Annotated in this window: 10 protein-coding genes; all 10 read left to right on the top strand. The window is 36.6% G+C overall.

Translation table 11 applies throughout. The features are described 5' to 3' along the window. Positions 1-38: 38 nt before the first annotated feature. The 10 genes from RBU59_RS10755 (at position 39) to RBU59_RS10710 (ending at position 12,951) form a co-directional block, all read left to right on the top strand. Positions 39-926, top strand: coding sequence for a carbohydrate ABC transporter permease (locus RBU59_RS10755; RefSeq protein WP_308147868.1), 888 nt, complete (start codon positions 39-41; stop codon positions 924-926). A gap of 10 nt (positions 927-936) precedes the next feature. After that, positions 937-1,824: a carbohydrate ABC transporter permease gene (locus RBU59_RS10750; protein WP_308147867.1), complete on the top strand. Its 888-nt coding sequence runs from the start codon at positions 937-939 to the stop codon at positions 1,822-1,824. Positions 1,825-1,836: 12 nt separating this feature from the next. Then, on the top strand, positions 1,837-3,642 hold the full coding sequence (locus RBU59_RS10745; protein ID WP_308147866.1) for an FAD-dependent oxidoreductase: 1,806 nt from the start codon (positions 1,837-1,839) through the stop codon (positions 3,640-3,642). A 432-nt stretch (positions 3,643-4,074) separates the two neighbouring features. Beyond that, positions 4,075-5,124: a ComEC/Rec2 family competence protein gene (locus RBU59_RS10740; protein ID WP_308147865.1), complete on the top strand. Its 1,050-nt coding sequence runs from the start codon at positions 4,075-4,077 to the stop codon at positions 5,122-5,124. Between the two features lie 73 nt (positions 5,125-5,197). Continuing rightward, positions 5,198-6,061, top strand: coding sequence for a hypothetical protein (locus RBU59_RS10735; protein WP_308147864.1), 864 nt, complete (start codon positions 5,198-5,200; stop codon positions 6,059-6,061). Between the two features lie 33 nt (positions 6,062-6,094). After that, positions 6,095-7,702, top strand: coding sequence for a response regulator transcription factor (locus RBU59_RS10730; protein ID WP_308147863.1), 1,608 nt, complete (start codon positions 6,095-6,097; stop codon positions 7,700-7,702). A 16-nt stretch (positions 7,703-7,718) separates the two neighbouring features. Continuing rightward, positions 7,719-8,729, top strand: coding sequence for a sensor histidine kinase (locus tag RBU59_RS10725; protein WP_308147862.1), 1,011 nt, complete (start codon positions 7,719-7,721; stop codon positions 8,727-8,729). A gap of 45 nt (positions 8,730-8,774) precedes the next feature. Then, positions 8,775-10,226, top strand: a complete 1,452-nt coding sequence (locus RBU59_RS10720) for an ATP-binding cassette domain-containing protein (protein ID WP_308147861.1) — start codon at positions 8,775-8,777, stop codon at positions 10,224-10,226. A 185-nt stretch (positions 10,227-10,411) separates the two neighbouring features. After that, positions 10,412-11,923 (top strand): sugar ABC transporter ATP-binding protein, encoded by a 1,512-nt coding sequence (locus RBU59_RS10715; protein ID WP_308147860.1) that lies wholly within the window; start codon positions 10,412-10,414, stop codon positions 11,921-11,923. A 23-nt stretch (positions 11,924-11,946) separates the two neighbouring features. Continuing rightward, positions 11,947-12,951, top strand: a complete 1,005-nt coding sequence (locus tag RBU59_RS10710) for an ABC transporter permease (protein WP_308147859.1) — start codon at positions 11,947-11,949, stop codon at positions 12,949-12,951. Positions 12,952-13,183 lie beyond the last annotated feature (232 nt).

The raw sequence follows: 13,183 nt of genomic DNA, 5'->3' as shown, positions 1-13,183 counted from the left end.
ATATACTTTTTATAAAGAAAAGAACAGGAGGTAATATTGTGAAATTAAGCAGACAGACAAAAAAGGATATGGCAGGGTATGTTTTCATATTGCCCAATTTAATAGGTGTCTTGCTATTTACGTTTATTCCAATTGTATATTCCTTAATAATCAGTTTTACAGATTGGGATTTTACAAAAGGATTTGGAAATTGGAACTGGGTAGGATTCAAGAATTTCCTGGATATATGGAAGGATAAATGGTTTGTAGATTCCTTAAAAAATACAATTATTTTTGCAGTTTGTGTTGTATTATTCACCTTAGTAATAGCAATTATATTAGCGGTCGTAATTGACAGATTCTGTTTTGCCAAAACACCGATACGATTGGCTTTATTTATGCCATATATCTCGAATGTTGTAGCAGTAGCGATCGTTTGGGTTATGATGTATTCACCCTGGGGACCGTTTACGCAATTTGTTAAATCAATGGGTGTGAAAAATCCACCTCAATGGCTGGGCGATTATAAATGGGCACTGCCGGCGGTTATCATTATGACCGTATGGGGGGGAATTGGTTATGCAGTTATGATTTATACGTCGGCAATACAAGGATTACCTAAAGATGTGTATGAAGCAGCTGAGGTTGATGGTGCCGGAGAAATAATCAAATTTTTAAAATTAACAATTCCTTTTTTGTCACCAACAACATTTTTTCTAATAATAACAACACTGATTTCTTCTTTTCAGGTATTTGCACCCATCCAGTTAATGACCAGAGGCGGCCCAGGTTCTTCCTCGTCCGTATTGGTATATTATATTTATCAATCTGCATTTAGTTTTTATAAAATGGGTTATGCATCGGCAATGTCATGGATTCTATTTATTCTCTTGTTTATAGTTACTTTAATACAATGGAAAAATCAAAAGAAATGGGTTAGTTACTAGGAGGCAAGTGATGAAAGAAAAGAATAAGAAAAACAAAGAAATAATATCTTTAAAAAGCAAAGGTATATTAGTTAAAGTGCTTATCACAATAATCGTAGCGATTGTAGGAATTACAATGATTATTCCATTTATATGGATGCTAAGTGCTTCTATGAAAATATCAGCAGATGTGATGGAATTACCAATCAGATGGATACCAAAAAGTTTGAATTTAAATAATTATAAAGAAGTATGGAACATTGGTGGGGGAGCAACAAGAGACTATCATTTTGGATTGGCTTATTTTAATTCCTTAAAGATTGCATTTATAAATTTAATCGGTGCGGTTTTGACAAGTACTTTAGCTGGTTATGCTTTTGCAAAAATTGATTTTAGAGGACGAAATATACTATTCCTTGGGTATCTTGCCACTATGATGATTCCATCTCAGGTTACATTAATACCTAAATTTGTAATGTTCAGTAAGATAAATTTACTGGGGACTCATCTTACTTTAATACTACCAGGAATTATTACAGTTACAGGAACATTTTTAATGAGGCAGTATTTTATGCAGATTCCGGATGAGTTAAAAGAATCGGCATACATAGACGGAGCAAATGAATTCCAAATATGGGCACATATCATGGTACCTATTGCAAAACCATCTATGGCATCATTGGCGATGATTGTATTCCTGTGGAATTGGAACAACTATCTGGATGCATTGGTATTCCTATCAAATTGGAGATTGTATACTATTCCGGTATCATTAACCAACTTTATTGAGGAAACTTCTACACAGTATAATTTAGTAATGGCGGCATCAGCGTCAGCGTTAATACCTGTTTTTATTGTATTTTTAGCGGGACAGAAATTCTTTGTAAAAGGGTTAATGTCCGGTGCAGTGAAAGGATAGAGGGTAATATATATGGATAGGAACAGAAATTATAAAGAATATATTGTGAAAAAATATGATGTGGTAGTGGTTGGAGGTGGAATGGCAGGAATTTGTGCAGCAATCTCTTCTGCCAGAGATGGAGCTCGTACTGTTCTCATTCAAAATCGGGCCGTTCTTGGGGGCAATGCAAGCTCTGAAATACGCATGCATATTTGTGGAGCTGATAGTCACATGAACCGACCTAATGCCAGAGAAACCGGTATTATTGAAGAGATATTATTGGAAAACCGAAGCAGAAATCCATTGCATTCATTTTCCATTCTTGATACGGTTAATTGGGAGAAGGTAAAGTACCAGGAAAATTTGGAGCTATTTTTGAATACTCAAACGTTAGAAGTGATAACTCAAAATAATGTAATTAAAAAAATATATGCACATCAGTGGACAACAGAAAAGTCTTATGAATTTCAAGGGAACATTTATATTGATTGCACAGGAGATGGGAATGTTGCCTATCAGGCGGGAGCAGAATGCCGAATGGGAAGAGAGGCAAGGAGTGAATTTGACGAAGAGTTCGCTCCAGAACAGGCAGATAAACACACGATGGGAAATACCATTATGTTCTGTGCAAAAGATACTGGGAAACCATCTAAATTTATAAAACCTTTCTGGGCATATGATGTTACGGAAGAACAACTAAAGAATCGCGGGCACAGTCATATGGTAAGTGCTATGGAAAACTATGGAGTGGATTCGGGTTACTGGTGGCTGGAACTTGGGGGAACCGAAGATGTAATTAAGGATGGAGAAGAAATACGGGATGAGTTACTAAAATATTTGTATGGAATTTGGGATCATATAAAGAATAAAGGCGATCACGGTGCCGAGAATTATGAATTGGAATGGGTTCAATTTCTGCCTGGCAAAAGAGAAAGCAGAAGAATTATGGGAGATTATATCTTAAAATATCAGGATCTTAAAGAATCCAAAGTATTTAATGATGCTGTTGCTTATGGCGGCTGGCCGATGGATATGCATCCGCCGGAAGGGTTTATGTATTCCGGTGAAGCAACGAATTTTATTAAATTAAAAGATGTATACACCATACCGTATCGGTGCTATTATTCAAAAAATATAGAAAACCTTATGATGGCTGGAAGAAATATCAGCGCCACACATATGGCGTTTGGCTCAATAAGAGTTATGGCTACTTGTGCGGTGGGTGGGCAGGCAGTTGGAACAGCAGCAGCCCTAGCAGTGGCTAAAAGATGTACACCAAGGGAAATAGGAACTGACATTGAGAAACTTCAGCAAAAACTCATAAAAGATGATTGTTATATTCCTTCTATCTATAATAAAGATGAAAAAGATATCGCACGTCATTCTAAAGTAACTGCATCGTCTTGGCAGAAAGGTTATAAGCCGGAACTTGTTATTAATGGAATGTCAAGGACGGTAAAGGATGAAAATAACTGTTGGAAGTCAATGGGAATCGATAAAACTGGTGAATGGTTAACTCTAGCTTTTGAACCAACTGAAGTTTCAGAATTGATTTTAAAGTTTGATTCAAATTTGTCTAAAGAAATCATGATTTCACTTTCCAAGGTTACAAGAGTGATGCAGGAACCTGGAATACCGCAAACTTTGGTCAAGGATTACAGTATTCATTTTTATATGGATCAAAAGGAAGTTTTCTCACAAAAAGTTAAGGATAACCATCAGAGAGTTAATAAATTAACATTTACAGAATCAATTAGAGCAGATAAAATTACACTTTGTATAAATTCCACTCATGGATGTAAAGATGTAACTATTTATGAAGTACGGATATATTAAAATATTAACGATGTTTTATTCTGCTTACAGGTTTTTCAAGTGCATAAAGAATTTAGTAAAACAGAGTTCCCTATTAATATTTGAGATTGATTAAATAATAAATAGGGAACTCTGTTTTATTAATTTTTTAAGAGAATATGAAAACCCAATCACTTTGTGCATAATTGGAAAAATTTTCTTGATTTTATTAGCTGTTAATTGTATACTCAACTTATAGTCCGTTTTGTAAACGCTGTAATCACTACTTGCCGATGGGCAAGTTTTTTATTTCATAGGAGTGTTCTCCGAACTTCCCTATGAAATAAAAAGCCCGACAGGCAGGAAACGCATGACTCACTTAAGGAAGATTATCATTATCATGACAGGGATGGAACTTTTTTAACATCAGTGAAATATATTGGAGGATAAAAAACAGAGGAATCTGAATCAAATATGCCATTACAACAGTCCGGTATTTTTAATTCACCAGAAGAAACTTTAGATTTTTGTCCAGGTACTTTCTATATAGATATATGCCGTATTGGTAATGCGGATTCTTTTTTGCTTTGGAAGAATACCGATTTTATGCTTGTAGATACCGGTAATTCTATAAATGCAGAAGATATCATAGGTCTATTGATAAAAAGGCAGGTTACCCGTTTAAAGGCTTTGACGATTACACATTTTGACAGTGATCATATGGGGGCATATCTGTCAATTATTGATTACATGAATTCTATAAAACGGAGTTTAACCGCACAAACCATAGAACATATCTATGCAAGAAAATATACAGCAGCGCAATTAGATATAATCCCAAAAGACCGGTATAAAAATTATGTTAAGTTTATTAATGGTATTTTAAGATATCTAAATCGTTATGAAGAAGAATTTGATTTAGAGGTTTTACCGGATCCGGGTACTTTAGCTGCCAAAGCAGAAGAATTATTTGATGCCGGTACCGGATTATGGATCTTTCCGTATAAAACTAATTTAAACAGTCATCTAAGTCTTGATGATACGGTTCAAATCTGGTGGCTCAACCGATTTGACTCCTATCTGAAAGCGGGGGTATCGGCAAAAGCTATGGCTGGGAATATAAATAATGATTCCCTTATTTTCAAAGTAATCTATAGTGATAAGTCGGTTTTATTTTTAGGTGATATGGGTCAAAGCGGTTTAAATGATCTACTTCTTTATAATTCGTTTTATCTTAGAAGTGACATTTTAAAAATAGCACATCATGGTCATAAACACAGTTCACCGAAATACTTTATAGAAGAAGTCTGTCCTGTTATTTCTCTGGTCACTACAACGCTTAAATCGACTCCGGATAATGCTGCATTTGGTAACAGGCTGGAAGAACTTATTTCTGAGGACATCAATTTCGGTACAATCGTTTTCTCCGGCGATGTAAGAGGAGATTATTCGACAATAGCAATCCGATATGTTGAGCCTAAAATATTTACGGCTAATACATCCATTATAGGGTATCGGCCGTAGTAGAAATGGGGTTACTACATTAAGTCGTATCTCAATTTAGTAATGTTTCATAATAATAAAGGAGGTATTTTTTATGTGCAATCTATTTCCGAGAACTGAGGTAGCAGGAATTTCATTATCAAGGATGATAATGGGAACGAACTGGTTACTTGGCTGGAGCCATACCGGTGCAGCTGCGGATAAGATGATTACAAGCTGTTATGATACAAAGGAGAAGATGTATCCCATTCTGGAAGCTTATTTGGAATATGGCGTTGACACGATTATGGCACCATTCGGGTTAAGCCAGACCCTGGAAGATGGGGTAAAGGATGTGGAACAGAAAACAGGGAAACCGATTATTAGGATTGACACTCCCTGTATTAATGTGAATGATACACCGGAGGGCCGAAGAGAAGCAGAAGAGGTTATTAAGGCTTGCGGGAAAAGGGGATCTAAAATATGCCTCATCCATCATTCAAGTGTTGAACAGCTGGTAAATAAGAATAAAGGTGTTATAGACAGGCTTTCCGACTATACCAAAATGATACGGGATGCCGGGATGGTACCGGGGCTTTCTGCGCATATGCCGGAATTAATTACCTATTCGGATGACAACGGTTATGATGTGGAAACCTACATCCAAATATATAACTGTATGGGTTTTCTTATGCAGGTCGAGGTGGAAACCGTTGCCCGAATCATACATAATGCCAAAAAGCCGGTAATGACCATCAAACCTATGGCTGCCGGCCGAGTAACACCGTTTGTCGGGTTTAATTTTGTATGGAATACCCTCCGTGATATGGATATGGTCACCGTCGGTGCTTTTTCTGCCGATGAAGTACACGAGGATATAGAGATTTCCTTCGCTGCCTTAGAGAGAAGACTTCCGGACACCGAAAGACGTTCAAGCCCGGTAGAGACTCAGGCTGCTTTCGGCAGGGTTTCTTCTTAAAAAGCTGCAATAAATTCTTGGATAGGAGAGTATATGCTGAAAGTAATCATTGCCGATGATGAAGATAAAATATGTCAGCTGATCTATAAACTGATTGACTGGGATTCACTTCGAATGCGGGTAGAAGCAATTGCACATAATGGTGTGGAGGCCTTTGAGCTAATACAGCTGCATAATCCGGATATCGTGATCACGGATATCAGAATGCCGGGATATGATGGGCTTGAGTTTATTTCTAAAGTCAAGGAATATAATGAATCCACTCAATTTATCATTATCAGTGGATATCAACAGTTTGAATATGCACAGAAAGCAATTAAATATGGGGTTTCGGATTATCTATTAAAACCGATCAAGAAAGATGAACTGACGGCTGCATTAACCAAGATGTCTAACGAATATCTGGAACGGGTAGAATTATTGTCGAAAGAAGAGCAGCTGAGACTTAGTATGAAAAACAATATAAAAAAATTAAGGCTGGGTTTATTCAGCGGAGTATTGTTTCAGAAGCGGATGAAAGACACTACGGTAGATGCTGTTAATGAAGAATACGGGTACCATCTTAAGGAGGGTTTGTTTCAGATAATAACAGTAAAATTAGATGGGATAGAACGTTCCTATTCCAGTAATGTTACCTTTCTGGAAGAAAAAATCATGAAGATCATTCGTAATTACTTTGTTGATTATTGCATTGACCTTGAAAGTTATTTTGTTAATAATATTTGCTTTTGTCTGCTTAACTATAAGACCGAAAATAAAAAACAGATTCGCCGCCAATGCAAGGTTTTATTGGATGAACTGCAGTTACAGAAAGAAATTTTTGTAAACCTGGAAGTAACAATTGGTCTCGGAATAGCAGAAGAAGATATTAGTTTGATACAGGATTCTTATAAATCCGCAGTCTGGGCCTATGAACAGCGGCTTGTTACAGGAAATAACCGTGTAATTGAGGGAGAAGTTATTATATCTACTGATTTAGCTGAGAGTCAGTTGTTTTATGAATTCAATCGTGATATGAATGCTGCACTGGAAAGATTGGATAAAGAGGGTGTGAAAGCATCTATCCGGGTTTTAAGGGAGGGATTAAAAAGCCGTACGGAAACCAGTGGACATGAGATCCTTCAGATGGCAAAAGAAGTGTGTAATATATTTTTATTTTCCATGCGAAATAATAAATTACCCATATTAACCGGAGAAAACTTTATTGATGAATTTAATGTAAACGCCGATGATATGGGATCCGTAAATTCTTTATACCAATATCTCACAGATCTGATAATTGCCTGTTTAGAGAAAGTCATTGAAGATAAGAAATTGATGGATACAAAACCAATCAGAGAGGCAAAACAATATATGCAAAGCAATTACATGAAACCAATCACTTTGGACGAGGTAAGTTATACAGTGGGATTTAATGCAACTTATTTTAGCTCTTTATTTAAAAAGGAGACAGGTTATACTTTTTTAGAATATCTATCGGAGGTAAGGATCAATAAAGCAAAGGAACTTTTAAAAGAAACGAACCATAGTATTGCGGTAATCTGTGAACAGGTTGGCTACAGCGATTTAAAGCATTTCAGCAAGATTTTTACGAAATATACCAATCTAAAACCAAATGAATACCGTAAATTATATTCCTAGTGGAATGGGAGCTGGTATGAAACAAAAGAACAGGTATCTTTCCTTTCGAAGTCTGGTATTATTTTGCCTGATGTCATTTTTGGCATTACTTACACTTGTGATTTTTACAATAGCTGTCATGAAAGAGAAAAAGTATGGATTGTTTGTTGCATTTGGTTTTTGTTTTTATATTCTACTATTTTATTTAGGGTATCAATGGGTGTATAAGCCATATAAGGAGACAAGCAAAGCACTGGACCTATTTTCAAAGGGATTAATATTACAGGGCATTTTCGATCTGCGATGCCCATTAAGCAAACAGATGGAAGCGGCCACAGGGCGCCTGAAAGATATGTTAGATACCAAGGAACTGTTTAACCTGTCTAAAAAGCAGGCAGAATACCTGGCATTACAAAACCAGATTAATCCTCATTTTTTATATAATACACTGGAGGGAATCAGAAGTGAGGCGTTATGTGCGGGAATGGACGGAGTAGCAGATATGACGGAAGCGCTTGCTACATTCTTTCGATATACCATATCCAATGTGGATCACCTGGTTACGTTAGAAGATGAGCTGACCAATATACAGAATTATTATATCATTCAGCAGTACCGGTTTGGAGACCGGTTAAAAGTTAATGTAGAGTATGCGGAAGAAGATGAAAAAGAGGTACTAATACTTCGTCTGCCTAAACTGACTTTGCAGCCGATCGTAGAAAATTCCATTTATCACGGAATAGAGAGAAAGATAGGAATTGGAAATCTGCGGATAAAGATTCAGACTACACCGGACCGTCTTCTGATTTTGATATCGGATGATGGGCTTGGGATAGAAAAGGGACAGCTGGATTTATTAAATAAACAGCTTCGTTCTGCCAGTCTTGATGATGTAACAGGGCTAAAAGGTAGGCAGGGCGGAATAGCCATTGTTAATGTTAATAACCGTATTAAATTATTATTTGGTGATCAGTATGGTATTTATATTTACAGTACCGTAGGGGTTGGAACGGATGTAATCATAACATTGCCAAAGGTGAAAGAATGAACTGCAGGCAGATATTCAGCATAAGTCTCTGCAAGGGGAGTCAGTATGAGAGAAGAAATACTTCGAATGGAGAATGTAACAAAGGTCTGTGACGGTGTTACATACCTGGACAATATTAATCTGCAGATTTATAAAGGTGAAATTATGGGACTAATTCCGATCGACAGGCAGGGGAAAACAGAACTTGTACAGCTGTTGTGCCAGAATAGTCCCATTGATTATGGGCGGATTTATATGAATAATGAATTGGTAAACTATTATGAACACAGCACGAACAATATGAACAGGGTATATGTCATTGACCAGAAAAGCAAACTGATTCAGGACTTGACTGTTTCCGATAATATTTTTGTTCTTCGCAGAAGTTTTAAAAAGTACATCATAAATAACAAGGTGTTAAGAGGACAGGTTAACCGTTTCTTAAAAGAAATGGAGATTCAAATAGATCCGGGTGAACTGGTCGCCAATCTAAATCCCTTTGAACAGTGTGTTGTAGAATTATTAAAGGCGGTTATTACCGGTTCGAATTTAATTATTATCAGTGATATCAGTAATGTCTTAAGTGTAGTGGATTTAAATCAGTTATACCGTTTAATTCATTACTATTCAGGTAAGGGATATACTTTTATGATTATAGGAAGCCATCATGAAGAAATCTTTTCTATCTGCGATAGAGCAGCGTTGATGAAAGATGGTTCGGTTATTAAGATATTGGACGAGATGGAAAAGAAGAGTGACCTGATCCATGTTTATACCATCTCCTTTTATGATACAAAACCAAAAATCCCGGGAAACAGTGAAAAGGGAATCCTGAAATTCGAAAATGTGTTTACGGCTGATTTAAATAACATGTCTTTCTCAATTAAAAAGGGTGATTGTACCGTACTTTTTGATATGAATAATACCATATTCAAGGATTTATTAGAACTTATGAACGGAGAGCAGCCCCCCAGATATGGACAGATTTTATATAACAATCAGAATTACACGAAAAGTATATCTAAGAAAGCCTTACAGAATGGAATATCAGTCATTCCCGAAAATGCCACCCAAAAAATGCTTTTTTATAGCCTTAGTTATATTGATAACCTCACTTTTCTGGTAGATAAAAAGTTAGATATTAATATTATGAGGAGAAAGATTAAAAAGAGTATCATACGTGAATATAAAAGTATTTTGGGAGACGATGTTTATGCGAAAGATTTATCGAAATTAGAGTTAACATCCCTTTATAACCTGGTTTATTACCGTATTCACTTATACAATCCGGGTATAGTATTCTGTCTGCAGCCTTTTTCGGGAGCGGATATGTATCTTCGGAAACACATTGCAGATTTAATCCGGGAACTAAAAAGAAAAGGAATTACCGTTATTATATTAGCAGTTAATATATCGGATACTTTAACGGTTGCGGATCGGCTTTTAGTAATAGAGAAAGGTGCCGTAGTGAAAGAGTATTCCAAGGAAGAATTCGGTTCCATAAAAACCATGGTATGATCCAAATTAAAAACAAAAGAATATCCCCATTAATCCAAGGAATCACCCCTGTTACAAAAGAATAGGGGTGATATACTTATTTTAGGTTCTATTTACGGCTGATGATTACTCAAAACGGCGAAAATAAAAATATAGAAAAAGAAAGACTGCTGCAAATATAAGAAACAGAAAGACTGGGTGTATTTATGAATCAATATATTGTTGAAATAGAACATGTATCAAAAAGCTTTCCGGGTGTAATGGCCTTAAATGATGTTTCCTTTAATTTAATGTCAGGTGAGGTACTGGCATTACTTGGTGAGAATGGTGCAGGCAAATCAACCTTAATGAAAATATTAAGCGGTGTATATTTAAAAGATGGCGGTACAATAAAAGTATTTGGTCAAACTATTGAGGAGATGAATACGAAAAAGGCACAGGAATTGGGGATTGCCATTATACACCAGGAACTTAATATGTGTGCACATTTAACTGTTGCACAAAATATCTTTTTGGGCCGTGAGATTACCAGATATGGAATGCTCTCAGTTAAGAAAATGAATGAAGAAGCAGAAAAAATATTGACCAGCTTAAATATTGATATCCATCCTGAAACCATTGTGGGAGATCTGGCTGTTTCGAAGCAGCAGATGGTAGAGATTGCAAAAGCACTGTCTTGTAATGCAAAAATACTTATTATGGATGAACCAACCTCAGCTCTGACTTCCAAAGAGATTGAAGAATTATTTACCATAATCCATAAGCTGAAAAAGGAAGGCTGCGGTATTGTATACATATCACACAGGTTGGAAGAACTGGAAAATATTGTGGACCGTGTAATCATATTACGGGACGGACAGTTTATTAAAAGCATGAATTATAAAGATACCTCCTTGTCAGAGATAATATCTTGTATGGCCGGACGTGAGATTAAAGAAAAGTTTCCGAGAGTCACCTGTGATTTAGGCGGAGAGATCATGGAGGTAAGAAAACTGAATGCCGGCCGTATGGTAAGAAATATTAATTTTAAATTATATGCGGGAGAAATTGTAGGAATCGCCGGACTTATGGGAGCTGGAAGAACGGAAACTACAAGAGCTGTATTCGGAGTGGATCAGAAAGAGAACGGTGAAATCATTCTGGACGGGAAACCGGTGAAAATAGAAAAACCCATGGATGCAATCAAAAACGGTATTGTATTGGTTCCTGAAGACAGGAAAAAAGATGGTCTGTGTACCAAACTCAGTATCCGGGATAATATTGCATTACCAAATCTGGATATCCTTTGCGGTAAAACCGGAGTTGTGAACCGTAGAAAAGAAAATGAGATGGCAGATAAAGCCATAAAAGATTTAAAAATAAAACTGCCTAATTCAGATGTGGATGCAGGAAGTCTGTCCGGCGGAAATCAACAGAAAGTTGTAGTCGGCAAATGGCTTAGAAGAAGATCAAGGGTAGTCATCTTTGACGAACCAACGAGAGGGATTGATGTAGCTGCAAAAATAGAGATTTATAATTTAATGAATGATTTAAAAAAACAGGGAATCGGAGTTCTGTTTGTTTCTTCAGAAATGCCTGAAATAATGGGAATCAGCGATCGTATTATTGTTATGTGTGACGGTAAGATAACTGGTGAATTAAAAACAGAGGAAGCCACTCAGGATAAGATTCTGAAGTTAGCGACCAGTTTTGATAAAAAGACAGAGCTGAAATCATAATAGCTTATAAAGGAGAATTTAACATGGATAAAGCAGAAAAACAGAATGTGCTTAGAAGAATCCTGGCTGTTAGGGGGATGGGCCAGGTAATTACCGTTACAATTGGTCTTATCGTTTTATGTATTGTTTTTGGTATAGTTAATCCTATATTTTTTTCGGGGAAGAATGTAGCGAATCTGCTCAGACAGATAGCGCCTATCCTGATTATAGGGATTGGACAGTCTTATGTACTTATTACAGGCAATATTGATCTGTCCATCGGTTCTGTCGTGGGGATGAGCTGTATGATATCGGCAACACTGATGACTAAGGGTCTGAACCCATGGGTTTCTGTATTGATTAACATTATAAGCTGTCTTGCGGTTGGAGTATTAAATGGTGAATTGGTTTCAAAGTGTAAGCTGCCGCCTTTTATTGCTACCCTTGGTACAATGACAATTGCACGGGGAATCGCACAGATAGTTAATAACAATTATAATACTAATTCCATTGGAGAGGGTGCAGAAACATTTCGTAATTTTTTCTATTATGGTAAAACGTTAGGATTATATAATGCAATCTGGATTGCTGCCGTATTATGGGTGATTTTTGATTTTATCTTAAGCAAAACGAGATCGGGACGACATATCTATGCAGTTGGAAGTAATCTGGATGCAGCCAGGCTTTCCGGTGTTAACGTACATTCTACAACAATGAAAGCGTATTTAGTCAGTGCGCTCTGTGCCTGTACGGTGGGGCTTATGATCTGTGCGACAACCGGGATGGGTACCATGGATGCCGGTAACAGTTATGAATTATATGCGGTGGCGGCATCTGTAATCGGAGGTGTTAGTACACTGGGAGGACAGGGAATTCTCCTTGGGACCGTGATAGGTGCATCTATATGGGGTGTCCTACAGAACGGACTTCAATTTGCCGGTGCACCGGTTGCAATCCGGAATATTACCATTGGTATTATTGTGGTGGTATCCGTATTATTAGACGTTGTAGTACGTACCGGTAAACCGAGAAAGAAAAAAGTAAATTAGGTTACATATTGAATATAAGTTACAGATGTTAAAGCGAAAGATTAGATATAGATATTAGGTAATTTGCGAAACGATATGGTTTTTCCGAAAGTACCATACAGCTGATATTTGCTTCTGGCTTTAATTGACCTAAGAGCAAGCTTTGCTCTGAAATTGTATCAATAGTATGGCATATAGAACATATAGTAGTTTCGCTTTTACTTAAATATAAAATAATTAAGGGAGGTTTCTT

Source organism: Anaerocolumna sp. MB42-C2 (assembly GCF_030913705.1).
Taxonomy (GTDB): Bacteria; Bacillota; Clostridia; order Lachnospirales; family Lachnospiraceae; genus Anaerocolumna.
Note: the sequence above shows the minus strand (reverse complement) of the source record. Positions and strands in the feature narration are given on the sequence as shown.

What these genes read in the sequence shown, in the direction of transcription:
- RBU59_RS10750 (WP_308147867.1), top strand. Translation starts at nt 937, where the DNA reads ATGAAAGAAAAGAATAAGAAAAACAAAGAAATAATATCTTTAAAAAGC.
- RBU59_RS10745 (WP_308147866.1), top strand. Translation starts at nt 1,837, where the DNA reads ATGGATAGGAACAGAAATTATAAAGAATATATTGTGAAAAAATATGAT.
- RBU59_RS10740 (WP_308147865.1), top strand. Translation starts at nt 4,075, where the DNA reads ATGCCATTACAACAGTCCGGTATTTTTAATTCACCAGAAGAAACTTTA.
- RBU59_RS10735 (WP_308147864.1), top strand. Translation starts at nt 5,198, where the DNA reads ATGTGCAATCTATTTCCGAGAACTGAGGTAGCAGGAATTTCATTATCA.
- RBU59_RS10730 (WP_308147863.1), top strand. Translation starts at nt 6,095, where the DNA reads ATGCTGAAAGTAATCATTGCCGATGATGAAGATAAAATATGTCAGCTG.
- RBU59_RS10725 (WP_308147862.1), top strand. Translation starts at nt 7,719, where the DNA reads ATGAAACAAAAGAACAGGTATCTTTCCTTTCGAAGTCTGGTATTATTT.
- RBU59_RS10720 (WP_308147861.1), top strand. Translation starts at nt 8,775, where the DNA reads ATGAGAGAAGAAATACTTCGAATGGAGAATGTAACAAAGGTCTGTGAC.
- RBU59_RS10715 (WP_308147860.1), top strand. Translation starts at nt 10,412, where the DNA reads ATGAATCAATATATTGTTGAAATAGAACATGTATCAAAAAGCTTTCCG.
- RBU59_RS10710 (WP_308147859.1), top strand. Translation starts at nt 11,947, where the DNA reads ATGGATAAAGCAGAAAAACAGAATGTGCTTAGAAGAATCCTGGCTGTT.